Origin of the sequence: Enterococcus sp. MSG3290, from assembly GCF_050555565.1 — a bacterium.
Classification (GTDB): Bacteria; Bacillota; Bacilli; order Lactobacillales; family Enterococcaceae; genus Enterococcus_B; species Enterococcus_B faecium.
In genome coordinates this window covers 452,890-476,654 of sequence record NZ_CP187862.1, presented here as the reverse complement: position 1 = coordinate 476,654, position 23,765 = coordinate 452,890, and the positions used below count along the sequence as shown (strand labels likewise).

Below are 23,765 nucleotides of genomic sequence, written 5' to 3'. Positions count from 1 at the left end.
TTATTCCCTCATTTTTTCCAGCTTTTCTGCAAATCGCTGTGCTTCTTCTTCTGAGCGGCAAATAATAATGAATGTATCTACACCGGCCATCGTTCCGACAACTTCAGGGTAAGCCACTTCATCTAGCCAATTCGTTACCACATCGGCACCATTTCGTTCAGTCAATACGATGACCATGAACTGAACAGACTGGATACGCAAAACCTCGCGTCTAATTGCTGTACGCAAACGTTCTTCATTTAAAGAAACAGATGGCTGGTTAAATAATGTATAGCGTACTATTTTGTTTTCATTTTGACTTTTTACTAACTTCATTTCTCGAATGTCTCGAGAAATCGTTGCTTGAGTCACATCGGCGCCTGCTTCATGCAGCCGCGCAAGCAGCTCTTCCTGTGTCCCAATAGGTTGTTCTGTAATGATCTGGCGGATCAGTGCTTGTCGCTGTTTCTTTTTCATATTAGACACCTCTCAATGTTGATTATAGCAAAAGATAAGTAATATTTCTTCATATTTTGGTATTTTTTACTTTTATTTTTTGTTTTCATTCAGGTTGCTAACCTTTTTCTATTTTAACACGCAAAATCGTCTTCATTTTTTCAGGTGCTGATTTTCTTGGATCGCTGATGTAAATCTCTTTGTGTTCTTTAGAAGCTCTTTCATAGCCTTCTTTTGCGATGAATGCTTCTAATTTCTCAAACGTTGCTGGTTCTTCGTCATAGGGCCCGACGTGTAAGATTTGGGCACAAAGACCTTCTTCCATCTTTTTGAATACTACTTGTTCTTTCAAGTCTTCCGGAAGTTTGCTAGAACGCTGAATGGCTTCTTGTGCTATCGCTTCTGTAACAAAGTCAGGCTGTCGGATCATCAATTGATAAGAAAAATGTTCTTTTTTCATCACTGGTTCATGCAAATACTTTTCTTGCAGTCCCCATTGTCCTTCCAGTGGATAGACAGTATACATCTGATAATCAGGAATCAGCCAATTTTTTTTAGGCGACATGCGTATTGCATAGCTGACTGCATATAGACAGGCTACTCTTCGTTTAAAGTCTTCCTGATTCGGGTCGCCGATCCCTCTGATGCTAAAGAATGGTTTTTTAGGAACCTCTAGTATTTGCGGGCTTTTTTTCATACTATAGCTCTTGTCTTTACGCCATTCAATTTTTTCCATTTTTCTTCCTCCGCGAAATTCCATTTAGTTATTTATTATCATACCTCTTTTTGAGTGACTTGGCTAATCGTGTTGACACTATTTTTCAGTTTGTGCTAGAATAAGTGAAGTAAATAAATCGTACAGATAACACGTTTCGGCGTGTCGAGAGAGAGGCGGTTTCTATTTTTATAATAGAAATCACTCTCTTTTTTTACGAAATTTTTTAGAGGTGATGTAAATGACAAAACAAAAACAGCTGCTTTTAGTACCTGCAGTAATTGCAACAGGGATGATGTCTTTTGCGGGCGTATTGATCGAAACGGCCATGAATGTAACTTTCCCAACTCTTATCAGACAGTTTGATTTAACGACCGCACAAGTCCAATGGGTAACAACGATTTATCTTTTGATGATTTCGATCATTGTTCCGCTGTCTACTTATTTGAATCGCAATTTTAGTCTCAAAAAACTCTTTTTAGCTTCAAATCTGCTTTTCTTGGCAGGTATAATGATCGATTTCTTCTCTCCTACCTTCATGGTCCTATTGTTTGGTCGATTGCTCCAAGGGGCAGCGACAGGTATCGCTCTTCCGTTGATGTTCCATATTATCTTGACGTTTGCCCCCCTCAATCGACGAGGCGCGATGATGGGTGTCGGTACTTTGACAACGGCCATTGCTCCAGCAATTGGTCCCACTTATGGAGGCATTATGACTTCACATTTTACATGGAATCATATCTTCCTGTTTCTTGTGCCCGTTTTGATTCTTTCTTTGATTATCGGCTGGTTTGCTATTCCCGAGATGGCAGTACAAAAAAGTGGTTATTTGGATTGGATAAGCGTTTTAGGAATTTGTCTTTTGTTTAGTGGAAGTCTAACATTTTTGAGTACGTTGGGAACAGTTTCCAGCTGGATTGCTTTAATCATCGGCGGCATTGGCTGGTTCCTTTTTTACTATCGAAGTAAAAAAGTGGAGCATCCGCTGATCCGACTGTCTATTCTTTCAAATAAAACATTCCGCTTGTTTTTGATTGGCTTCTTAGTTTATCAGTTTTTATTACTTGGTGTATCTTTTGTCTTGCCGAATTTCCTTCAGATCGTTCAAGGAAGTAGTCCTTTTGTCGCTGGATTAGCGATGCTTCCCGGCGCAGCGGTTGGTGCTTTGCTTTCTCCTTTTTCCGGGAAAATGCTGGATCAATATGGTCCGAAGAAGCCAATTTTTGCTGGGCTGATTCTTTCTTTGATTGGTTGGCTAGCATTATTCCTACTCATAGGACACGCTTCAGTGGGTGTATTGATTGCTTGTCATGTGTTTTATATGATCGGTATCGGATTATCTTACAGCAATATGATGACCACCGGAATGAATGCACTGAATGAAGAACTACAAGGAGACGGGAACGCAATGTTCAATACCTTGCAGCAGTTTTCTGGCGCTGTGGCTACTTCATTAGTAGCGGTCATTATCAATTACGTCCAGCATCATACTTCCCATAACTATGAAGTGTCTACTACATTAGGATCAAAAGCAGCATTAGGCGTCTTGTTGCTGTTGCTTCTCGTAAGCTTTGCTCGATTCGCCTATTATCTGTTCTTTGCTAAAAAAGCGTAGATTCCATATACGGCAGGTGTTGCATCTGCCGTTTTTTTGTGTGAAAATGGTTGTTTGTAAAAGGAGGCTTTTTTATGGAAAAAATTGCCATTATCGGTGGCGGGATCATTGGTATGACCCTAGCCAGTTACTTAGATACATCAAAATTCAATGTTGCTTTATTTGATGAAGGGACAGGACAGGCAACTAAAGCTAGCGCTGGGATTATCTCCCCTTGGTTGTCGAAACGCAGAAACAAACAATGGTATCGTCTGGCTAAAGACGGCGCTGCTTTTTTCCCTAAACTTATAAAAGATTTCCAACTTGATCAAACGATTTACGCACAATCAGGGACACTTTTGCTTCGACCTGAAAAAGATTTAGCTGAATTGGCTGTTCTTGCCGAGAAACGAAAAGAAGAAGCGCCAGAAATTGGAAACATCGAATGGCTTTCACCTGAACAGACATCTCAAGCACTTCCGTTATTGAAACCAGCAGTTTCACTGCGTATCAGTGGTGGTGGTCGTCTGGATGGAAAAGCATATTTAGAACATCTTGGTCAGCGTTTAGCACAAAAACAAATGGAGCAGATCCAGGCAAAAGTCACTTTGCATAAGAAGAGCGATTCTTGGCTCATCAAGGGACCGTTTGGAGAATACACAGCTGATCGTGTAATTTTGACACCTGGCCCGGCACTTAAGCCTTTATTACAAGAATTAGGCTATGCTGCAGATATACGTCCGCAAAAAGGGCAGCTCTTAGCATTTCAGACATCTTATAAGATGAGTCAAGACTGGCCTGTTGCTATGCTTGACGGAGAAGCTGATTTCATTCCTTTCATGGATGGAAAGATCCTTTTAGGTGCTACCCATGAAAACGATCAAGGCTGGGATTTGGCTCCTACTAGCGAAGCTTATAAGGGATTGACTAAGAGTACAGAACAGTTCTTGACTGATCCAGATCAGATAAAAAACTGGCCATACGAGTTCCGTGTAGGTACCCGTGCTTATACGTCAGATTTTTCCCCATTTTTCGGCGTACTGCCAGATGATCCAAGCTTACTGGCTGCTAGCGGTCTAGGCTCTTCTGGCTTGACCACAGGTCCTTATATCGGCTATCTATTAGCCAACTTCTTAAATACTGGTCATTGGCCTACGGAAGATTATCAAAAGGACATCTCCACCTATATTACGAAAAATCCATCATAGAAAAACAGCTTTTTCAAGTAAGGATCCCGAGCGATATTGCGCATGGATTACTTCTTGAAAAAGCTGTTATTTTAGTTCAATTTCTGAATCAAATTCTCCAAACTTTCTTTTGCTTCATCTGGCAAGAGATCTTTTCCTATCTGAGCTTCAATGAATCGTAAACGAATATCAAGTCGTTGTTTCACCAGATTTTTATAGGACGTATCCTCAAAAGAAACAGGAAAATCTGGTATAGGTAAATAGTGGATGTCTTCAAATGGACCAAACGACTTGAATTCTGCCGTTTGTTGCACGATTCTTTCAACGATTGACAATGTCGTTTCAGGTTTGATTTTTTTATCATCGAAATATCCAGTATTCAGGACATAGCAGGCTGTTTGCTGTTTCAAAAACAACTCTCGAAAAGCTTGATAGTCTTCCCTAAGAGGATAGACACGGAAAGGGTTAGCAAATGGTTCAATGACTAGCTCATCTAGCTGTCTTTTTGTAGTGATATTTTCCGCGTCTGATCGTTTTGTTGCTAATGTTGCACCAAAAGACGCTGCTAAAACCGGGTCATTGATCTTGATAATTGGCGGAAGCGAATCATCTTTCATGATCCAAAAAACAGCATCGATCTTTTCGCTAAGATGATCGACTCGGTCGGGTGTCGCATAACGTGATTTGACTGTCCGCCCATTTCCGTTTCGTATATCTCCTGTTACTAGGACTTTTTCTCCTTTACTTGTACATGTCACGCCCACATTCTGACAAGTAAGAAAAGAAGAAATGGCCGGATCATCAGACGGATAGTCTTGTGTTTTATCAAAGTAAGAAGGTTCCAAGGCAGTAGCAAAACCATTTTTTCGAGAAATAACGAAAGCATCGTCATGCAAGATCGAAACAGAGTGACCTTCCGTATGTTTTGCTAAGGTGATCGTTGATTTTCCAGAACCGGACAACCCAAATACAGCCATCGTATAGGTCTGGTCATTACTAGCATATTGTTTCATCCCACCGTGGCAGGCAATAAAGCCATTGCGATTTCCCAATGCCCAAGCAAGCGTCAAAGTCGCTTTTTTTAATTCTCCAAAGTAACGTAATCCTAGCACAGCCGCTGTATTATGGAGAGCATCAAACAAAATGAGTCCATTGGGAAATGTTTCATGTGTCCACTCGGGATCACAAAAGATATAAAGATCTCCCTCATCAAAGGAAACAGACTTTTGATAAGTCTCTAAGATCTTCGAATTCGCTGGCTGAAAATTCAGCAAATAAGAATACAAATTGTTCTCAAATCCTTCTGGAATCAGCAAATGACTTTGCACAGAAAATTCTTCAGATAGGCCAACGATTACTTTTGTATGGTAAAACTGGCGCTTGCGACTTTGATACACAGCTTCTCTTAAAATTTTCTCGTATTTGCTTTGTTCCTTGTCTAAGTCCTCAAAGATCCGCCGAGCACTTGCTGTTCTTCCCACAATGCTTCCATCATTGAATACTAGTGTCCTGACATCAGCTGGTAAATCTAGTTCTTCAGCATGTGAGATTGTTAAATCTGTGATGATCGTTCCTGGACTCCCTTTTGCTAGTTGATAAGCTGTCTTCCTGTCAAAAACTTCTTGAACATTATTACCGTAGAATGCCGTTTCAACAATGGATCGAATACTGGATAACAGTGGATTTTCATTTGTGATTTCCTCTAATTCGAGACTCTCTTTTGTACTCATGGCTCCTCCTCATTCCCTAAACAAAAAAACGTTTTCTTTATTATACATTATTCGAGTTTTTATTTGTACTGCTGCGCTGTGGGAAGCAAACGAGTTATTTTTCACACAAAAAAACCGAGAACTTGAATAAACAAGTTTCTCGGTTTCATCATTTTCCTTTTATCGGCTTAGTACCAGCCGTTTGCTAACCAGAATGTTTTAGCAGCATCCCATGAACCATAACGAGATGTTACATATTGTTCTGCTACACGTTCTTGATTGGCAGCTGAATAGTCGCCGTTTAAGTATGAAGCATCTAATTGATAACGGCCGATGTAACGTCCGTTAGTAGCTGTGTATGAACCGCCTGATTCTTTTTGTGCGATCCATTCTTTTGCAGAGCTTGAAGTTGGCGCTGTTGCAGCAGCTGGGGCAGCAGGAGCTACTTCAACTGTTTCAACAGGTGCAACGTATGTATGTTCTTGCGTTGCTGTTTCAGTTGTAGATGCTGTATTTTCTGTTGTTTTGTTTTCTGTTGTTGCTGAAGAATCATTTGAAGTTGGGATTGTTAATTGTTCACCAACATAAATGCGGTTGATGTTTGCGATCGAATTTTTTTCAGCAATTGCATCGATCATTGAGTTGTCTCCTGCAAATTTTTGTGAGATCTTAGATAATGAATCACCTGATTTTACTGTATAAACTTCATCAGCGTGAGCATTTGTAGTTCCTACAAACATTGCAGTAGCACCAGCAGCAAAAGTTGTACCTAAAACAATTTTCTTAAATGAATTCATATTAAACTCCTTTTTTTCTCCGTTTTTTATTCTTTCGACGCTATTAACTTTATCATTTAGAAATATTTCATAGGTAAAAGAAACATGACATTTAATGACAAAATGACGAATTATTTAATATTTGTAACATTTAAACAAATATTTTTTTGATACAAAACCATAAAATCCTTGTTGTATAAGCAAAGTAATCGTTTTTCTATGTTTTTTTATTTTTGAATGAAAAACGCAGATTCTGTAACATTCACTGCAATAATCCATAAAAAAAAGCAAAAAAATTTTTGATTTTTATCAAATTCTCTTAAAAAAATGTAAAAAATACAAAAAAACCAGTAATTGTTACAACAATTACTGGACAAAAACTTTGAATAATGTTAACTATTTTTTTATTTTAACTTTCTCCGCAATAATTTCTGGGCATGTTCCAATTCGTTTATAACGACTTCTTCTGTTTCTTTAGCTAATATTTCATCTAATACATCAAGCCATTTTTCCGGTTCTTTTGTTCCTAGACGTCCAATAGCCCAAGCTGCTGTTCCTCTGATGACAGGGCGGACATCTGTTAAACATTCTGAAATCTCAGGCAATGCCGTTCGATCACCTAGATTAGCTAAAGCAATCAATGCGTTTCTCTGCAAAGGTTTCTTCCCACGCCATGAACCAGCTAAATGCCCAAATTGCTGTTTGAAGTCTTTATTAGACATCGAAAGCATTGGCTTTAATTTTGGATATACTTCGTCTACTTTTGGTTCCATCTCTTCATGAAAATGAAAATCTTTTCCTTGATTGTAAGGGCAGACTAACTGGCAGATATCACATCCATAAATGACATTTCGCATTTTTTTACGATATTCTTCCGGCATCATCCCTTTTGTCTGAGTTTGATAAGACAAACATCGCTGGGCATTCATTCTTCCGTCACCAAGCAATGCTTTTGTCGGACAAGCAGTCACGCAGCGCATACAGTCACCGCAACCAAATTCTCCTGGTTTATCAGGCTCAAATACAATATTAGTAACGATCTCACCAAGATAGACAAATGAACCGAACTCTTCAGTGATCAACAATCCGTTTCGTCCAATAAATCCTAAACCAGCTCGCTGTGCTACAGCGACATCGATCAGTTCTCCAGTATCTACTTGCGGAGCTAGACGCCATTCCTCTTCTTTTTGCCATTTTTCTGCTCTTGTTTGGATGAATTCGATCAATCGGTTCAAACGGTCTCTTAGTATATCATGGTAATCGATCCCCCAAGAAGCACGAGCAAACTGCCCGCGTTTTTCATCCCTAGGCACTTCTTCATGGATCCTAGTAGGATACGCAAGTGCAATGGAAATGATCGATTTCGGCTGATCAAATGTCATTTCAGGATAAAGACGCTCATCGATATTTGGATGTTCAAAGCCAGAAGTATGGCCAGCTGCTTTTTGTTCTTCCAACGATTCTTTTAATGAATCAAAAGGTTCCGCCGTGGTGAACCCGATTTTGTCAATTCCTAATCGTTTGCTTTCTTGTATGATTTCTTCTTTTAATGTCATGGTCTTCCTCGCTTGCTGTTAACGGCTGTATAACCCATAATATAGTTTTTCTTTTTTCAGCTGGACAAACTGGATCTGCTGATCGGCAATCTTCTTTTCTTCCATCCATTTTTTTCTTGCAGCAAATACTTCCCAATAATTTGTTGAAATTAATTTTCTTTTGTTATCTAATGCATTAAAAAAATTCAATGAAACTGGTTTTGTACTTAACAGTTCATGGAGCCTTACCTCTTCCCATGGCGAAAACTCAGACAGATCGCGGGAATACAATACTTCTTCATAGAGATTTTTTTGCTGTGTGTACGTGAATGTTTGCGGGATTTTCCCAGGCCTGGCAATTTCTACTAGACGATTATAAAACATATTCATTAATTTGCTGTTGGCAATAAATTGACTTTTATAATAGGCCGACTGGATCTTTTTGATTACTCCTTCTGCTTTGATGACTGAAAATAATGCAGGCCATGCTTTGACGGTTATTTCGTCGTTTTGTTTAACTAATACGCCAGGTGTGAAGCCGACTGGAGAAAGGAACACAAAATAACCGATACCGGTATTTTCATCTAAAGGCTGAAATTCATCAAACAACCATTTGCCTATGTACAGCTCTTCATCTGGTTCTGTTGTCTCATTTTGATTTGCTATGAATAATTTAGCTAATTCTGCTTCAAGAAATTGAAGGTCTTGATCCTTGTCGGTATTTTCCTGCTGGCTGATCAATCGAAAGACTTCTTCTTTAATCGTATATTTATCTTTACGTGTAAAATTCATAGCCACACCTTCCTTCCTTACTCTAACTATAACGGAATTTCTTCAAAAAAGGTATCTGTACGACGAAAAACAGCATAATTTTTTTCATATCTCTTATAAAAAATGCAAGGCCTGCTCCTCAAGCTAGACCTTGCACTTTTCAGCTTTCTTTTGTTTGTGACAAACCTTCATGGATCGTTTCAATATTCCATTTCATCATCTGATAGTAAGAATCTCCTTGTTCTCCTTCTTTTGCTATGGAATCAGTGAACAGTTTATCATAGATTTTCAAACCCGTTTCTTTTGCTACCCGTTCCATGCTTCTTGAGTCTACACTGGTTTCCACGAATAAAACCGGTACTTCTTTTGCTCTTATCTGATCAATGATCGCTTTCATTTGATCAGGCGTACCTTGACTTTCTGTATTGATCTCCCATATATAAGCTGCTGGCAAATCATATGCTCGTGAAAAATACTTGAATGCCCCTTCACTTGTTACTAATAATTTTTTGTTCTCTTCGATAGAAGCAAAACTTTCCTTCGCTTGTGTATCTAATTCTTTTAGTTTTTCCACATATGCTTCTGCATTTTTTTTATAGAGTGTCGCATTTTCTGCATCTTTTTCAGAGAATATACGTGCGATTTCCTCCACATATTTTATTCCGTTAGATAGGTCTAGCCAAGCATGGGGATCTGCTTTTGTATGTTCTTCACCGCTAGTTAAATAAAGAGGTTCTACATTTTTGCTAACTGCAAAATAATCTTTTCCTTCTTCTTTTTTAGCCGTTTCCATCAAGTTATCGAACCAGCTGTTACCTGTTTCAAGATTCAAACCGTTGTATAAAATAACATCTGCATCGCTTGCCTTTTTGATGTCTTCTGGTAGTACTTCATATTCATGCGGATCTGTTCCGACTGGTACGATACTGTGGATATCTATTTGATCTGTTCCGACCTCTTTTGCCATGTCCGCCAAGATCGAATTGGTAGCCACGACTGACAACTTTTCTTTACTTCCTTCATCCGCTTGGTCAGAAGCCTGCTTTCCGCAACCGGCTAATACCAAGAAACTAACTGCCAAGATTAAAAAGAGTGATTTTTTTGTTTTCATCTATCTGCTTCCTTTCTGAAATAAAATTCCTTTTGTTGGAGAAAATAAAAAAGCAAGGATAAAAAATGCGGTACATGCTAACACGATCGTAGCTCCTGATGGCCAATTGTAACTATAACTGAAAAACACACCGACAACTGCACTTAGCATACCGATTCCTGCAGCTGTAATGATCATTTTCAGTAAATGGTTCGTTAGCAAGTAAGCCGTGGCGGCTGGTGTGATCAACATGGCAATCACCAAGATTGTTCCTACTGTCTGTAAACTGACTACAGCCACTAATGTCAAAAAGAACATCAAAAGATAATGGATCAGCGATGTGTTCAGCCCATAAGCTTTTGCCATTGTCGGATCGAACGATGTGATCTTCAATTCTTTATAAAAGAAAAAGACAAATATCAAGACGATTCCACTAACGAGTGCTGTCAGCAACAAATCGCTTTCCCTAACAGCTAAGACATTCCCAAATAAAATATGATACAAATCTGTCGCACTCTGGGCATATGAAATCAAGATAATCCCTAATGCAAAAAAGGAGCTAAAGACAATTCCAATCGCTGTATCATTTTTCAATCGGCTCCGCTGAGTCACGAAACCAATCACTGCTGCTGTTAGCATCCCAAAAGCAGTGGCTCCAAAGATGTAACTAAAACCAAACATATAAGAAATGGCTACACCTGGAAGAACTGCGTGAGAGATAGCGTCTCCCATCAAAGACATCCCTCGTAAAATAATAAAAGAACCGATGACTCCAGAAGCAAGTCCTACAAGCATGGAAGTGACCAAAGCGTATTGCAGGAATTGATAATTCATTAATCCATCAATAAAGGATTGGATCATTTTTTCTCTCCTCCTTTTACTAAATGTCTGATGATCTCACCATAGGCCAATTGAAGGTTCTTCGATGTAAAGACTTCTTGTACTGGACCGGAAGCAATCAGCTGTTTATTTAAAAGAATAACCTCATCGAAATATTCTTCTACTTTATGAAGATCATGATGGACGATCAAAATCGTTTTTCCTGAATTCTTCAATTCCTGCAAGATGTCAAAGATCTTTCGTTCACTTAACGCATCAATCCCTACGAATGGTTCATCTAAAAAGATCCATTCTGCTCCTTGGGCTAGAGCTCTTGCAATAAAAACTCTCTGAAGCTGTCCACCCGATAGTTCGCTGATCTGTCTTTTGGCATATTCTTCCATCCCTACTTTTTTCAAAGCTTGTCTTGCACGTTCTTTTTCTTTTTTCCCAGGTCTTTGTCCAATTCGTAAAGATGGATATGTTCCTAAAAGTACAACGCCTAATACATCAATTGGAAAGGAAAGATCCAATTCACTTCGCTGTTCCACGTAGGCTATTTTTTTACGGACTGAGTTTACCGGCTGTCCAGAAAAGGTGACTTTACCAGTAGTAGCTGGTATCAACTCTAGCAAAGATTTCATAAATGTTGATTTTCCTGCACCGTTTGGTCCGATAATACCGGTAATTTTTTGTGGATTTATCGTCAAGTTGATAGTTTTCAAAACAGTTTTCCCTTGATAAGCGGCTGAAAGGTCTTGAATTACAATGGCCGTACGTTCCAAATCTTACACTCCTTTTTAGGTTTACCTAACTTTTTATTTAAATATAGTTTAACTAAAATGGAAAGCATTTTCAAGTAGAATGATGAAAAAGTTTTTTTCGAATTTTCCTCGCATTTTATGAAAATTTTCTGTAGAATCACATCAAGAGTTCAATAAGGCTAACCTAATAATGAAAAACATGTGTTGAAACGTTTGATTATTTTTTCTTGTTGACTCAACAACGAAAGGAGTTTTTGTATGGAAGAAGAAAAGTTAACTCGAAGTCTTAGTGCCCGTCATATCCAAATGATCGCACTAGGTGGAACGATCGGTGTCGGTCTGTTTATGGGTGCCTCCTCAACCATACGCTGGACAGGGCCCTCAGTGATGGGAGCCTATGCGATTGCAGGATTCTTTTTGTATTTGATTATGCGTGCTTTAGGCGAAATGCTTTACGTTGATCCTTCGACTGGTTCTTTTGCAAATTACGCGAGCGAGTACATCCATCCTGTGGCTGGCTACTTGACCGCTTGGAGTAATATTTTTCAATATATTGTCGTAGGAATAAGTGAAGTGATTGCTGTAGGATCTTATATGAATTATTGGTGGCCTGATTTGCCGGCAATTATTCCCGGGATCATTGTCGTCTTGTTTCTTATGCTGGCAAATCTTATTTCTGTCAAGGCGTTTGGCGAATTAGAATTTTGGTTTTCGATCATCAAAGTCATAACGATCATTTTGATGATCATTGCAGGTCTTGGGGTAATCTTATTTGGATTTGGTAATCATGGTCAGGCAGTAGGGATTTCAAATCTTTGGAAAAATGGTGGATTCTTCACTGGAGGCGTCAAAGGATTTTTCTTTGCATTATCGATCGTTGTTGCTTCCTATCAAGGAATCGAACTGATTGGAATGACTGCTGGTGAAGCAGAGAATCCTAAAAAGACGATCATTGAAGCTGTCCAGTCCACTATCGGTCGAATCTTGATTTTTTATATTGGTGCTATTTTTATCATTGTGAGTGTCTATCCGTGGAATCAATTGAGTGAGATTGGTTCACCTTTTGTACAAACTTTTTCTAAAGTCGGCATTACATTTGCTGCAGGACTGATTAATTTTGTCGTGATTACAGCGGCATTATCAGGTTGCAATTCAGGGATTTTCAGCGCAAGTCGTATGGTCTATACACTTGCCATGAATGGAAAGATGTCTAAAAAATTTCTGAAACTTTCTCGTCACGGCGCGCCTTTTTATCCTGTCGTAGCAATCTCAGGTGGAATCTTAATTGGTCTGATCTTAAATTATCTTCTACCAATGTTCATCAACCAGTCAGAAAATATTTTCGTTTTCGTATACAGCTCAAGTATTTTGCCTGGTATGGTTCCTTGGGTAGTGATTTTGATCAGCGAGATTCGCTTCAAAAAGAAGCATGCAGATAAAATGCATGATCATCCTTTTAAAATGCCACTATCTCCTTATACGAATTATGTGACACTTGCTTTTTTAGCTATCGTATTGATTTTCATGTTTATCAATCCTGAAACGAGAATCTCATTGATTATTGGACTCGTTTTCTTGCTTTACATGACGATCCATTACTTTGTACGCGAAAAAAGAACCGGAAAATAAAAAAAGAACGAAGCTTCACCTTAGTGGAAGCTTCGTTCTTTTTTATTGCTTTTATCAATTCAATTTTAGCGTCTCACCGGGAGTCAGGAAATAATTCTCCATGCTCATCCCATTCAGCGACAAGATTGTTTCTACTGGTACGCCAGTTCGTTCGGCTATTTGATTTGGACCTTCTCCTTCCAAAACTACGGTTGTCGCAGCCTGTGAAGTCGCGCTGTTGGTATTAGTTTCAGAGGGATCTGTTGTGTCTTGTGTTGTTCGAGCTTGCATTTCAGAAGCTTCTACCGACTCTGCCGTCTCAGAATCAGAAGATGTTGTGTCTTGTGTGCTTGTTGACTCTGCTTGAAGAGAGGCGCTAGTCTGCAAATAAATATCGGAAATCTTAGCTACATGATTCGTATAATTAGCCGATAATTGATTGATCAAAGTATCTAAGTCTACACCGTCTTTATTTTCTGCTGCCTGATACGCTGCACGTAATTTTCTGATCCCTTCGTCGGAGATTGCTTGAAGCTCACGTGCTTTTTGGTTAGCAACTGCTGATAAACCAGCTATGCCTTCTTGATTTCCCTGAATTTCTGTCTGGTATTCTTCAATCAATGCAGGCGTCTTTTCTTCGATCTTTTTCGAATAATCATTTACGATTGCTTGAAGTTGCTCTGGCAAACCATTTGCTGTTTTTTCTTCAGAAGTTTGTGTCTCTTTTGTTTTAGTTGATGACTCACTTGTTTGTTTCGTCTCTGTTTTCTTTGTCGTTGTTTCCGTTATGGTCGTACTTTTCGCTTCTGACGAATTTTTTCCATGAAAATATAGACCCGCAACTCCTCCTGCTATGATCAAAAACACGGCAACTGCTGCCCCAATCATGATCATCCGCTTACGAGCTGCCTGTTTTTGCTGTCTTCTTCGGGTCATCCGAACATTTTCTCCCCACTCATTTTCATCATACATTTTTTTCACCACCAATTTTTATGTATAATAGCGTTATCAAACGCTTCATATTCTTATTGTAGCAAATAATTGCCGCTGTGCACATTTTTATCTTTGTTATTTATAAGAAAATTTCACCAGTTGAGATGATTCCAAGATTGTCCGTCGATTTCTCCTTGCAGCTGCATTGTTCGTTCGTCTATCTCAGCCATCAGTTTCTTTATTTCATATAAGAGCGCACGGTCTTGATATTCTGATTTTTCGCTTAATTCATCTAATTGTTGGATCAGCCAATCATTTGTCATAATGAAGTTCCTTTCATTTCTTGCAGTGTAAAGGTCAAGTCTTCGATCTGCTCTTTTGCCTCAGTCAGTGCTTCTACGATATATGCTTGTTTTTCAGATTCTTCTTCCTGCATTTTCTGATTTTCCTGTACTCTTTGAATAAACCAGTCAATCCGCTGAGTCAGCGATGGTTTGCCTTCCAATGAGAGATACTGCTGATAAGCAATTAGCTTCTCCCAACGTTTTTCCTGGGATAAATACATAAATTGTGCTAAAACGAATGGCGGAAGATAGGTCATATGGAATTTATTTGCGATTCGCTGATACGGCCTCAAAAATTCGGAAATCGTATATTCTTCTTTTCCTCCAGCTTGGTATTCTTTTTCCGCCACACCTGTTGTCAATACGATTCCTAGTTCTTTCCCTTTTAATACATGTGCTGCTCGTTCCAAGACATTATCTTGCCAAATTTTTAAATGAGCAGGAGAACTATACCAGTAAAACGGAAACTGGAAAATGATCCGATCATGCTGGGCCAAGAGCTGTAGTTCAGTCTCTATATCTATTTTTCCGTCTGGATAACTTGATTCCAAATGATGCCAAGTAGCTGGTAAACCAGCAGAAGCTTCTTTGAAAAATTGCTGATTTAAAGATTCTTCGATCGTTGGATGGCTAATGATGATAAGTGTACGCATCCCTTTTCCTCCTTTTTAGTCTTCGCTTTACAGTGTAGCATAACCGCCACAAGTTTCTTTTGCCGATGCTTGTCATTTTAACCAGACTAATCAGGTTGTCCAAGAAACTGCGGTTTGTTTTTCCAACTGTTTTTTCAAGGTATCCAAAGCAATATTCTTAAAATTTTCGTTTTTCATACGTTTACGATAGTTCGTAGCCGTTTCTCCGGTACTCTTTTTGAACATTCGGCTAAATACGACTAGACTATTGAACCCTACTTGATAGGCAATACTTTCCACGGATTCATCCGTCAGAGAAAGAAGAAACGCCCCTCGATTGATCCGTACCCCGATCAAATATTCCTTGATACTGGTTCCCATATGATTTTTGAATACTCGCGACAAATGGCTCCGATTGACCGCTAAATGCTGGGCGATTTCCTCAACAGACAATTTTTCAGCATAATGTGCCTCGATGTATTTGACTGTTTCAACAGCTAAAGAGGAATGAACCTTTTGTACACCACCGCTGACCTTTCCGCCATCTTTTAAAAGGACTGATAAAAAACGGTAGGTTAATGCTGTTAACTGTAATTCATTTTCCAAGGTTTCTTCCGTATCTTTCATGCATTCTAAAATAATGTCGATATATTTTTGTATGTCAGAAGAGACCATCGTGTATTGGTCTTCTCTGAAAAGCGACTGCCGAATGATTTCTTCTGCAGCACTCCCACCAAATGAAAGCCAGCAATACATCCACGGATCTTCTCCATCTGATAAGTAAAACGTCGAGTCTCCTGGACGAATCAAGAACAGATCACCTTTTTTCAATTGGAATTGTTGATTTTTCACATGATAAGATCCTTTGCCTTCCATCACGACATGCAGAATGTAATCATTGCGAATAGCAGGACCAAAAGAATGAAACGGCATCGTTTTAGAGAAACCACAAAAATCAAAATACAATTCTTTTTCTACTTGTTGATGTTCCTTTTTTAAAAAAATCGATTGCTCCACGTCTATCCCTCCTTACTCCTTTAGTATAATGCAACAAAAAGTTAAATAAAAGTCACAGAAATATATTAAAAAGGAAGCGATTTCTTGTTAAGTTTAAGTCATTAAAAGATCTTTGTTATTCGTTGTAACCGGTTTACTTAGTATTATATATTGAACAGGAGAGGAATACAGATTATGAAAAGCAAAATGATCCAACGTGTGTCCTACGCTTTAGGCGCTTTTGGACACGACACATTCTATGTTACATTAAGCACTTATTTTATGGTATTCGTGACAAGCCAGATGTTCGCAGGAACAGATAAGGCAACGAATGCAAAAATGATTGCTACAGTTACAAGCTTAGTTGTAGGTATCCGCTTAGTTGAAATTATTTTTGATCCTTTGATTGGTGGCATCATCGATAATACTCGTACAAAATACGGTAAATTCAAACCATGGTTAGTTATCGGCGGCGTTGTTAGTTCCGTACTCTTGGTAGCAATCTTTACCAATTTCTTTGGCTTAGCTACTCATAATACGACTTTATTTATCATATTATTTGCAATCGTTTTCATCTTATTGGATAGTTTTTATTCATTTAAGGATATCGCTTTTTGGTCAATGATTCCAGCTTTGAGTACGGAAACAAAGGAACGTGAAAAATTTGCTACGTTTGCTCGTTTCGGCTCTTCTCTAGGTGCAAATGGTACTACTCTAGTCGTTGTCCCTATCGTTACTTTCTTTACCTATCTTGTTACTCATAAACATATTGAAGGCGCTTCAGGCTGGTTCTGGTTCGGTGTGATTGCTGCTGTTATTTCAGGCGGTACTGCGATTATCACTGCCTTGGGCACAAAAGAAGTCGATACTGCGATCCGTCAGCAAAATGAAAAAGCTGGGATCAAAGATGTGTTCAAAGCAGTTGCTCAAAATGATCAGTTGATGTGGCTTGCCCTTGCTTATATCGCTTATGCGATTGCCAATGTAGCAACAACTGCCGTATTATTCTACTTCTTCAAATATGTACTTGGCCAACCAACTGAATTTTGGATCGTTGGTCTAGTTGCTGCCTTACTTGGTTTAGTAGCTGTTCCACTATTCCCAATGCTTACACGCGTCATCTCTCGTCGCTACGTTTACCTTGGAGGGATCGCAATGATGATTTCTTCTTACTTTTTCTTTACGATCGCAGGTTCAAGTTTGCCAATCGTTATCATCGGGCTAGTATTGTTCTACTTCCCTCAACAATTGATTTTCTTATCCGCTTTGATGACGATCACAGACTCTGTTGAATATGGTCAATGGAAAAATGGTATCCGTAACGAAGCTGTTACTCTATCAATTCGCCCTTTACTAGATAAAATCGCTGGTGCTTTGTCTAACGGGATCGTAGGGTTTGTCGCTATCGCTTCTGGGATGACTGGTAATGCTACTGCTGCTGATATCACTGCTCATGGCGTAACGACTTTCAAAGCTTATGCATTCTATGCTCCTGCTGCTTTGATGATTTTCTCCGCTATTATTTTTGCTTGGAAGATTACATTGACAGAGAAAAAACATGCACAAATCGTTGAGGAATTGGAAAACAAATTGGCTCCAGCTGATACAATGGAAGATGAACTTCACGATGCAGTAGTTCCTTCCCATTAAGAAAGGATCTTGAAAATGAAGATTACAGAAAAAGATTTTGGCCAAGGTTATCACTTGATAACCTTGGAGAACAAAAACAAGCTAGCACTTTCTATCTCTGATTTAGGTGCTAGAATCGTCAGTTTAAAATCAAATGATCGAGAATTAGTTTTGGGATTTGACACCGCTGAAGAATATATCGAAAAAGATCCGTATATCGGTGCTTCTATCGGTCGCACCGCAGGGAGAATCGAAAATGGCCGCTTTTCTCTCAATGGAAAAACTTACCAATTAGCCACAGATCCAAAAACTGGACATAATTTGCATGGTGGTGCTCCTGGATTTGAATTAAAAAAATGGTCTTATGTCATTTTGAATGGCGAAAATGAAGCTTCTGTCATTTTTACTACTACAAGTCCCGACGGAGAACATGGTTTTCCAGGTACAATGGATGTGGAAATCCGCTATACTTTGACACAAGATAATATCTGGCGAGTGACCTCTCGCGGCACCAGTGACCAAGATACTTTATTCAATCCGACAAATCATGTTTACTTCAACTTGACGGGAGATGCTTCTCAATCAATCGATCAACATGAGCTTTGGCTCAATAGCGAAGCTTATGCTCCTTTGCGAACAGATAGTATTCCTATAGGGGTAAAAGAAAATACTGCAGGAAGTGCTTTCGATTTTCAAATACCTAAAAAATTAGCGTCCGTTTTTGCTAGTGATTTGGATCAAAAAAATCTTGTTGACGGAATCGATCATCCATTTTTCTTAAAAGAAACCGGCTTGGATAAAGAAGCCGCTCGCTTGACTAGCCCCGATAAAAGAATCCAAGTAGATATTGCTACAGATGCTTCTAGTGTGGTTATTTTCACTGCAAATTTCGGCACAGAAACACCAGAAATGCGCAACCGAAAACTGGCACATCACGGTGGCATCACATTTGAGACTCAAACAGCTCCAGGTGCAGAGCGCTTCTCAGCATTTGGTTCGATTCATTTAAAAGCCGGATCAGTATTTGAAACAGTGACAGAATTCAAAATCAAAACAAGAAAGGAATAACTCATCATGGAAATCAAAAGAAGCTTAAACACAAAATTTGCCGAAATATTCGGACCTAAAAAAACTACACAATACTTCTCACCAGGACGCATCAATTTGATTGGTGAACACACAGATTACAATGGAGGCCATGTCTTCCCCGCTTCCATCACTTATGGAACGCAAGGTGTAGCAGCACCTCGAGACGATAATAAAATATTAGTTTATTCCACAAACTTTGACGATATCGGTGTCATTAGTTTTACTTTAGATGAGCTAGAATATGATAAAAAAGCAAACTGGGCAAATTACGTAAAAGGAATGGTCCTTAAATTAAAAGAAGCTGGACACTCAATCGATCATGGGTTTGAGTTGTTAGTGGAAGGAACAATCCCTAATGGTGCAGGACTTTCCAGTAGCGCTTCATTAGAATTATTGGTAGGTGTTGTATTAGAAGATCTGTTTGATTTAAAAACAGATCGCTTGGAACTAGTCCAAACAGGTAAAAAAGTAGAAAATGAATTCATCGGTGTCAATTCAGGTATCATGGATCAGTTTGCCATCGGCTTCGGTGAGCTAGATCATGCAATCTTATTAGATACAAATACGCTGAAATACGAAATGGTCCCAGTGAAACTAGATGGTTATGCAATCGTCATCATGAATACGAATAAGCGGCGGGAATTGGCAGATTCAAAATACAATGAACGCCGCAGCGAATGCGAAGAAGCCTTGGCACGTTTGCAAAAAACTTTGCCTATCTCTTCTTTAGGAGACTTAGATGAAGAAGAATTTGAATCAACTATTGACCAAATCGGCGATGATACATTGATACGCAGAGCTCGCCATGCCGTTTCTGAAAATCAGCGGACTTTGAAGGCAAAAGCTGAATTAGAAGCTGGGAACTTAGAAGCATTTGGTCAACTGTTAAATGATTCTCACCACTCTCTTCGCTATGATTATGAAGTAACTGGGATCGAATTAGATACACTAGTAGATGCTGCTCAAAAACAAGAAGGTGTCTTAGGTGCACGAATGACAGGAGCTGGATTTGGTGGCTGTGCGATTGCTCTTGTCAAAGAAGAAAATATACCTGCCTTCAAAAACAATGTCTATGATGAATACATGAAAGTTGTCGGCTATGCTCCGGAATTTTATGTTGCACACATTGGAAATGGGACAACAAAGATCGATCCAGAAGCTGTTCATGTTTGATAAAAAAATCAACGATCTCAGCTAAAAACAAATAGATAAAAATAACCTCTCAGCAATTTTCAAATGTGAGCCTTTTGCTCGTATTTGAAAATTGCTGTTTTTTATTGACACGGAAAGAGAACATGTGTTCTAATTGTGTTGAAGAGGTGATTGTTATGTGGGCGAATCAAAATCCGGTATTTGTTTATGAAAAAGAACCTTCAAGAGATATTTTATGTATTGACTGCAAATCTTTTTACGCCTCCGTAGAGTGCGTTGAAAAGGATCTTGATCCCCTTACAACTAAATTAGTAGTCATGTCCTATCCGTCCGATTCGACAGAAACACGGGGTAGCGGATTAATCTTGGCTTCCAGTCCTGCAGCAAAAAAAGCTTACGGCATCACCAATATCAGCCGTGCCAGAGATCTTCCCTTCCCCTATCCAAGTGATTTATATATTGTTGCCCCAAGGATGGCCTATTATATGGAAAAGAACAGAGAAATCAATTCTATCTATAAAAAATATGCAGACGAAGCGAACCATCATGTCTATTCCGTCGATGAAAGCTTCCTTGATGTAACAAATAGCATGGCACTCTTTGGTAAAACAAATGCGTACGACATGGCTAAACTGATCCATAAAGATGTGTTTGAGCAGACCGGAATCTACACGACTATAGGAATTGGCGATAACCCGCTACTTGCTAAACTAGCCTTAGACAATGGCTCAAAAGACGGAAAACAAATGTTTGCTGAATGGCGTTATGAAGATGTACCAGAAAAGTTATGGAAAATCTCAGATATCACTGACTTTTGGGGAATCGGCAAACGAACAGCAAAACGTCTGAAACAAATGGGTATACATTCTGTTTATGATTTAGCTCACGCGGATTATTATCACTTGAAAAGCAAGCTAGGGGTCATCGGTACTCAGCTTTATGCCCATGCTTGGGGGATCGATCGAAGTTTTTTGGGACAAGAATATACACCAAAATCAAAAAGTATCGGAAATAGTCAAATCCTAGATAGAGATTATACAAGACGAGAAGAAATCGAGATCGTTATCAAAGAAATGGCCGATCAAGTCGGCACTCGCTTGAGACGATCTGCAGCAAAAACACAAGTAGTCAGCTTATGGGTAGGATACTCTTTAGGCTATCTTGATCCAAATGGCAAGACCGGGTTTCACCAGCAAATGAAAATCGAAGCGACAAATGCTAGCAGAGATCTAGCAGATGCTTTATTGACCATTTTCCACCAGCATTACCACTACCAGGATATTCGGCGTGTAGGCGTGAACTGTTCCGACCTCGTATACGCGACAGGTTTACAGCTTAACCTTTTTGAAGATCCTGAAAAGCATATAAATGAAGCGAAAGTTGATTTTGTTGTCGATACGATTAGAAAAAAATACGGCTTTCAATCAATCATCCATGCGCATAGTCTCTTGCAAGGAGGACGCGCCATCGCACGTAGTTCTCTCGTTGGCGGGCATGCAGGTGGTATGAGTGGATTAGAAGGTGGAAAAGATGAGACGGACAGCAAAAAAATTCATTGACTATAACGAGTATCGAGATCGGCCATTTGGATTAAAATGGGGGACTGCTTTTGCGATGGAAGAACTAGTCAACGGTATCAAAAAAAATGAAGAAGAAGCACGCAAACAGCCTCTTCCTAAACAACAAATGACATTGCAAGAAATCGATAGTATACTGACAGAAGCCTTTTTATCTCGTAAAGCAGTAATCATTCAGCTCAATTTAAAAGATGAATTTGGAAGACTCTTGGATGAGGTCGAAGGGCACTTCATTGGTGAAGCCTATGAAGATTACTTTATGATTGACCATCAGCCGATATTGTGGGAAGACGTACGGTATATTGAGTTAAAGGAAACAAAAAAATGGTTTGTGACATGAGAGGTTGTGACAGAAGTGATCAACTTCAAAAAATAAGAAAGGATTTTTCGAAAATTGCTTCTTAAATTTTTGTGGAATTTTGGCTTATTTTTCGAAGAAGCAACTTCTGGAACAACGTATATTAGATATCAGAGGTTGTGAAAAAGTCGCTTAGTTTTGAGTAACAATCCAAGGCGCTGGTTTCACAACCTCTGTCTATCCATCTATTCGGTAAGATTCATGCATGACGTCTTCTTTATTTAGTATGTAGAGCCCTTTTTCTTCTGACCATTCAACATAAATCAGCTGTTTTACATCTGCATAGCCTTCTTTCTTCAAGTTCTCCATAAGCCATGCTTCAGTCAATTGATTGGACTGAAGCACTTTATGCTGAATTTGCCCTTCATCTACAAGCAAGATCGATAAAGCTTTGTCTTCATCTGATTTTTTCAATACACTCATTTGACCAGCATTCTCTAGGATAACATGTTTGGCATTTTCAAGAGAAAAGCATTCCTGCTGTCTTAAGATTGCTCGCAACTGCTCCATCTCGATATGGTTATTTGTCAACTCTGTCATGTTGATGACGCCGTCTTTGATTAGAACAGATGGCTCGCCTTTGACCCAACGATTGACCTTTTCATTTTTTTGGACGATACGTTCGATACCATAAATCATTACTGCCCAAAGCGCAATGGCAAATAGGACATGCCCTACATGGACATTGTCATCATAGGTTGATTCTTCTAAGATCCCACCTAAAACAAGCGTATAGACTAAATCAAACGGTGTGATTTCTGACATGGATTTCTTCCCAAGCAAACGTACCACTAATAATAAACCGATCAACCCGAATACCAGTTTCATTGTAATTGAAAAAATCATTTTTTCTCCCCCTAACTATCTGTTAATTAAATTATATATGCTTTCTCACGAACACGCATGGAATATACAAGGAAGAAATGTATCCTTTTACTAAAACACTGTAGTGACCCCCAAAAGTTAGATTTTTTTGGAGTGGAGAAATCCACTCCTTTTTTCATGCTCTAAAATGATATTTTTACACAACCGTTACGGTTGTTTTACGAAATTGGACGGGACTTTACCAGTTTAATTTCTGTTTTATCCGTTCATTATTGTAGTAATAGATATAGCTATCGATGGCTGATTTTAATTCCACGAAACAGTTATAAACTTTCCCGTGAAAAATCTCTTGTTTTAATAAGCCAAAAAAATTCTCCATAAGTGAATTATCTAAGCAGTTCCCTTTCCGAGACATGCTTTGAAAGATTTTGTACTCCTTCAATTTGTTTCTATAAGCTTTCATTTGATACGCCCAACCTTGATCTGAGTGAAACGTACGACGATAGGGACAATCGTTAGTGGTCTGGATAGCTTCCTCCAAACCTTCCATTACCGCTAATGCATTGGGCTTTTCAGAGATACGATAGGATAAAATCTCACTATTGAACATATCCATAAAAGGATCTAGATACAATTTCTTTTGACGGATAATGCCTTTGGCATCCACTTCATGGTATTTAAATTCAGTTGTATCCGTCGTGATTTTCTGATGGCAGATACTGGTGTAGAAACGACGATGGATCCGATTTTGGGCTACTGCTCCGACTTGTCCTCGATAAGAATTGTAGCGCCGTGATTTACGTGTGTATGCCGTTACTTTTATTCCTAGCTTCTTGATCAGGCGCTGAACTTTCTTTTTATTGATAGAGAAACCGCGGTTTCTTAGTTCATTGGTCATCCGTAAACAGCCATAATCCTTGTGCTTCTCCCGAATTTTAAGCATTTCCGCTTCAATCTCTTGATCTGGATTTTTACGGTCCAATCGCCTTTGCCATCCAAATAATCATGAACGATCTTTAATTTAAGTTCAAAAGTATATTTAACCATAAAAAATACCGACCTCCAAAAGTTAGATTTTTTGGTCTAACTTTTGGGGATCGGTACACAAATCGTGTCACAGTCCCTTTTTTGAAAATAAACGGTGTTCAAAAGCTTGCATCTGCGGTAATAAGTCCAGCCAAGTTAAAAACATAAGAAGCTGTTTTTACTTGGCTGTTCTTATTACTT

At 38.9% G+C, this 23,765-nt stretch carries 22 protein-coding genes and 1 pseudogene; 8 read left to right on the top strand and 15 right to left on the bottom strand.

Annotation, left to right across the window (positions count from 1 at the left end; all coding sequences use genetic code 11):
• On the bottom strand, positions 1 to 456 hold the full coding sequence (argR, locus tag IGL31_RS02210) for an arginine repressor (RefSeq protein ID WP_002286829.1): 456 nt from the start codon (positions 454 to 456) through the stop codon (positions 1 to 3).
• 97 nt (positions 457 to 553) lie between these two features.
• Positions 554 to 1,171 (bottom strand): GyrI-like domain-containing protein, encoded by a 618-nt coding sequence (locus IGL31_RS02205; RefSeq protein WP_002325134.1) that lies wholly within the window; start codon positions 1,169 to 1,171, stop codon positions 554 to 556.
• A 220-nt stretch (positions 1,172 to 1,391) separates the two neighbouring features.
• Between IGL31_RS02205 and IGL31_RS02200 the strand changes: the two genes are divergently transcribed.
• The gene (locus tag IGL31_RS02200) at positions 1,392 to 2,765 is read left to right on the top strand and encodes an MFS transporter (RefSeq protein ID WP_002293681.1); all 1,374 of its coding nucleotides are present in this window, start codon (positions 1,392 to 1,394) and stop codon (positions 2,763 to 2,765) included.
• Between the two features lie 74 nt (positions 2,766 to 2,839).
• Complete coding sequence (locus tag IGL31_RS02195) at positions 2,840 to 3,952, top strand: NAD(P)/FAD-dependent oxidoreductase (protein WP_002286834.1); 1,113 nt, start codon at positions 2,840 to 2,842, stop codon at positions 3,950 to 3,952.
• Positions 3,953 to 4,023: 71 nt separating this feature from the next.
• Here the strand turns inward: IGL31_RS02195 and IGL31_RS02190 are convergent, their stop codons facing one another.
• The 7 genes from IGL31_RS02190 to IGL31_RS02160 all read right to left on the bottom strand — a co-directional run bounded on the left by IGL31_RS02190 (position 4,024) and on the right by IGL31_RS02160 (position 11,416).
• Complete coding sequence (locus tag IGL31_RS02190) at positions 4,024 to 5,661, bottom strand: phosphoenolpyruvate carboxykinase (ATP) (RefSeq protein WP_086299875.1); 1,638 nt, start codon at positions 5,659 to 5,661, stop codon at positions 4,024 to 4,026.
• Positions 5,662 to 5,828: 167 nt separating this feature from the next.
• On the bottom strand, positions 5,829 to 6,437 hold the full coding sequence (locus IGL31_RS02185) for a LysM peptidoglycan-binding domain-containing protein (protein WP_002286836.1): 609 nt from the start codon (positions 6,435 to 6,437) through the stop codon (positions 5,829 to 5,831).
• Positions 6,438 to 6,820: 383 nt separating this feature from the next.
• Positions 6,821 to 7,972 carry a tRNA epoxyqueuosine(34) reductase QueG gene (gene queG, locus IGL31_RS02180; RefSeq protein ID WP_002293684.1) on the bottom strand — a complete coding sequence of 384 codons (1,152 nt, stop codon included), beginning with the start codon at positions 7,970 to 7,972 and terminating at the stop codon, positions 6,821 to 6,823.
• A gap of 18 nt (positions 7,973 to 7,990) precedes the next feature.
• Positions 7,991 to 8,743 carry a hypothetical protein gene (locus tag IGL31_RS02175; RefSeq protein ID WP_002286840.1) on the bottom strand — a complete coding sequence of 251 codons (753 nt, stop codon included), beginning with the start codon at positions 8,741 to 8,743 and terminating at the stop codon, positions 7,991 to 7,993.
• 139 nt (positions 8,744 to 8,882) lie between these two features.
• Complete coding sequence (locus IGL31_RS02170; RefSeq protein WP_002286843.1) at positions 8,883 to 9,833, bottom strand: metal ABC transporter substrate-binding protein; 951 nt, start codon at positions 9,831 to 9,833, stop codon at positions 8,883 to 8,885.
• The gene (locus IGL31_RS02165) at positions 9,834 to 10,673 is read right to left on the bottom strand and encodes a metal ABC transporter permease (protein WP_002286845.1); all 840 of its coding nucleotides are present in this window, start codon (positions 10,671 to 10,673) and stop codon (positions 9,834 to 9,836) included.
• Positions 10,670 to 11,416 (bottom strand): metal ABC transporter ATP-binding protein, encoded by a 747-nt coding sequence (locus tag IGL31_RS02160; protein WP_002293686.1) that lies wholly within the window; start codon positions 11,414 to 11,416, stop codon positions 10,670 to 10,672. The genes IGL31_RS02165 and IGL31_RS02160 overlap by 4 nt, the downstream gene beginning before the upstream one ends.
• 237 nt (positions 11,417 to 11,653) lie before the next feature.
• Here IGL31_RS02160 and IGL31_RS02155 point away from each other — a divergent pair, with 237 nt between their 5' ends.
• Complete coding sequence (locus IGL31_RS02155; RefSeq protein WP_002297903.1) at positions 11,654 to 13,024, top strand: amino acid permease; 1,371 nt, start codon at positions 11,654 to 11,656, stop codon at positions 13,022 to 13,024.
• A 54-nt stretch (positions 13,025 to 13,078) separates the two neighbouring features.
• Here the strand turns inward: IGL31_RS02155 and IGL31_RS02150 are convergent, their stop codons facing one another.
• The 4 genes from IGL31_RS02150 to IGL31_RS02135 all read right to left on the bottom strand — a co-directional run bounded on the left by IGL31_RS02150 (position 13,079) and on the right by IGL31_RS02135 (position 15,929).
• Positions 13,079 to 13,975, bottom strand: coding sequence for a LysM peptidoglycan-binding domain-containing protein (locus tag IGL31_RS02150; protein ID WP_086299876.1), 897 nt, complete (start codon positions 13,973 to 13,975; stop codon positions 13,079 to 13,081).
• Positions 13,976 to 14,088: 113 nt separating this feature from the next.
• Complete coding sequence (locus tag IGL31_RS02145) at positions 14,089 to 14,259, bottom strand: hypothetical protein (RefSeq protein ID WP_002286849.1); 171 nt, start codon at positions 14,257 to 14,259, stop codon at positions 14,089 to 14,091.
• Positions 14,256 to 14,933, bottom strand: a complete 678-nt coding sequence (locus IGL31_RS02140) for an NAD(P)H-dependent oxidoreductase (protein ID WP_002286851.1) — start codon at positions 14,931 to 14,933, stop codon at positions 14,256 to 14,258. The genes IGL31_RS02145 and IGL31_RS02140 overlap by 4 nt, the downstream gene beginning before the upstream one ends.
• Before the next feature lie 90 nt (positions 14,934 to 15,023).
• Complete coding sequence (locus IGL31_RS02135; RefSeq protein ID WP_002286852.1) at positions 15,024 to 15,929, bottom strand: AraC family transcriptional regulator; 906 nt, start codon at positions 15,927 to 15,929, stop codon at positions 15,024 to 15,026.
• Positions 15,930 to 16,103: 174 nt separating this feature from the next.
• Here IGL31_RS02135 and IGL31_RS02130 point away from each other — a divergent pair, with 174 nt between their 5' ends.
• From IGL31_RS02130 to IGL31_RS02110, 5 genes are all read left to right on the top strand, one after another.
• A complete protein-coding gene (locus IGL31_RS02130) occupies positions 16,104 to 17,558 on the top strand; it encodes a glycoside-pentoside-hexuronide (GPH):cation symporter (RefSeq protein WP_002293689.1) in 1,455 nt (484 codons plus the stop codon).
• 15 nt (positions 17,559 to 17,573) lie between these two features.
• Complete coding sequence (locus tag IGL31_RS02125; protein WP_002325138.1) at positions 17,574 to 18,605, top strand: aldose epimerase family protein; 1,032 nt, start codon at positions 17,574 to 17,576, stop codon at positions 18,603 to 18,605.
• A 6-nt stretch (positions 18,606 to 18,611) separates the two neighbouring features.
• Complete coding sequence (locus IGL31_RS02120) at positions 18,612 to 19,799, top strand: galactokinase (protein WP_086299877.1); 1,188 nt, start codon at positions 18,612 to 18,614, stop codon at positions 19,797 to 19,799.
• Positions 19,800 to 19,954: 155 nt separating this feature from the next.
• The gene (locus IGL31_RS02115; protein WP_086299878.1) at positions 19,955 to 21,337 is read left to right on the top strand and encodes a Y-family DNA polymerase; all 1,383 of its coding nucleotides are present in this window, start codon (positions 19,955 to 19,957) and stop codon (positions 21,335 to 21,337) included.
• Complete coding sequence (locus tag IGL31_RS02110) at positions 21,309 to 21,695, top strand: hypothetical protein (RefSeq protein WP_002293692.1); 387 nt, start codon at positions 21,309 to 21,311, stop codon at positions 21,693 to 21,695. Before IGL31_RS02115 ends, IGL31_RS02110 begins: the two co-directional genes overlap by 29 nt.
• Positions 21,696 to 21,890: 195 nt before the next feature.
• Here IGL31_RS02110 and IGL31_RS02105 read toward each other — a convergent pair whose 3' ends face one another.
• Together IGL31_RS02105 and IGL31_RS02100 are read right to left on the bottom strand one after the other, a co-directional pair.
• Positions 21,891 to 22,559 (bottom strand): DUF421 domain-containing protein, encoded by a 669-nt coding sequence (locus IGL31_RS02105; RefSeq protein ID WP_002293693.1) that lies wholly within the window; start codon positions 22,557 to 22,559, stop codon positions 21,891 to 21,893.
• 217 nt (positions 22,560 to 22,776) lie between these two features.
• Positions 22,777 to 23,532, bottom strand: a pseudogene (locus tag IGL31_RS02100) (IS3-like element ISEfa10 family transposase); the annotation flags it as partial.
• Between the last annotated feature and the right edge of the window lie 233 nt (positions 23,533 to 23,765).

Coding starts and splice junctions, on each gene's coding strand:
- IGL31_RS02150 (WP_086299876.1), bottom strand. CDS start 13,975: ATGTATGATGAAAATGAGTGGGGAGAAAATGTTCGGATGACCCGAAGA.
- IGL31_RS02185 (WP_002286836.1), bottom strand. CDS start 6,437: ATGAATTCATTTAAGAAAATTGTTTTAGGTACAACTTTTGCTGCTGGT.
- IGL31_RS02145 (WP_002286849.1), bottom strand. CDS start 14,259: ATGACAAATGATTGGCTGATCCAACAATTAGATGAATTAAGCGAAAAA.
- IGL31_RS02175 (WP_002286840.1), bottom strand. CDS start 8,743: ATGAATTTTACACGTAAAGATAAATATACGATTAAAGAAGAAGTCTTT.
- IGL31_RS02170 (WP_002286843.1), bottom strand. CDS start 9,833: ATGAAAACAAAAAAATCACTCTTTTTAATCTTGGCAGTTAGTTTCTTG.
- IGL31_RS02130 (WP_002293689.1), top strand. CDS start 16,104: ATGAAAAGCAAAATGATCCAACGTGTGTCCTACGCTTTAGGCGCTTTT.
- IGL31_RS02200 (WP_002293681.1), top strand. CDS start 1,392: ATGACAAAACAAAAACAGCTGCTTTTAGTACCTGCAGTAATTGCAACA.
- IGL31_RS02125 (WP_002325138.1), top strand. CDS start 17,574: ATGAAGATTACAGAAAAAGATTTTGGCCAAGGTTATCACTTGATAACC.
- IGL31_RS02165 (WP_002286845.1), bottom strand. CDS start 10,673: ATGATCCAATCCTTTATTGATGGATTAATGAATTATCAATTCCTGCAA.
- IGL31_RS02195 (WP_002286834.1), top strand. CDS start 2,840: ATGGAAAAAATTGCCATTATCGGTGGCGGGATCATTGGTATGACCCTA.
- IGL31_RS02140 (WP_002286851.1), bottom strand. CDS start 14,933: ATGCGTACACTTATCATCATTAGCCATCCAACGATCGAAGAATCTTTA.
- IGL31_RS02115 (WP_086299878.1), top strand. CDS start 19,955: ATGTGGGCGAATCAAAATCCGGTATTTGTTTATGAAAAAGAACCTTCA.
- IGL31_RS02190 (WP_086299875.1), bottom strand. CDS start 5,661: ATGAGTACAAAAGAGAGTCTCGAATTAGAGGAAATCACAAATGAAAAT.
- queG (WP_002293684.1), bottom strand. CDS start 7,972: ATGACATTAAAAGAAGAAATCATACAAGAAAGCAAACGATTAGGAATT.
- argR (WP_002286829.1), bottom strand. CDS start 456: ATGAAAAAGAAACAGCGACAAGCACTGATCCGCCAGATCATTACAGAA.
- IGL31_RS02105 (WP_002293693.1), bottom strand. CDS start 22,559: ATGATTTTTTCAATTACAATGAAACTGGTATTCGGGTTGATCGGTTTA.
- IGL31_RS02155 (WP_002297903.1), top strand. CDS start 11,654: ATGGAAGAAGAAAAGTTAACTCGAAGTCTTAGTGCCCGTCATATCCAA.
- IGL31_RS02120 (WP_086299877.1), top strand. CDS start 18,612: ATGGAAATCAAAAGAAGCTTAAACACAAAATTTGCCGAAATATTCGGA.
- IGL31_RS02205 (WP_002325134.1), bottom strand. CDS start 1,171: ATGGAAAAAATTGAATGGCGTAAAGACAAGAGCTATAGTATGAAAAAA.
- IGL31_RS02110 (WP_002293692.1), top strand. CDS start 21,309: ATGAGACGGACAGCAAAAAAATTCATTGACTATAACGAGTATCGAGAT.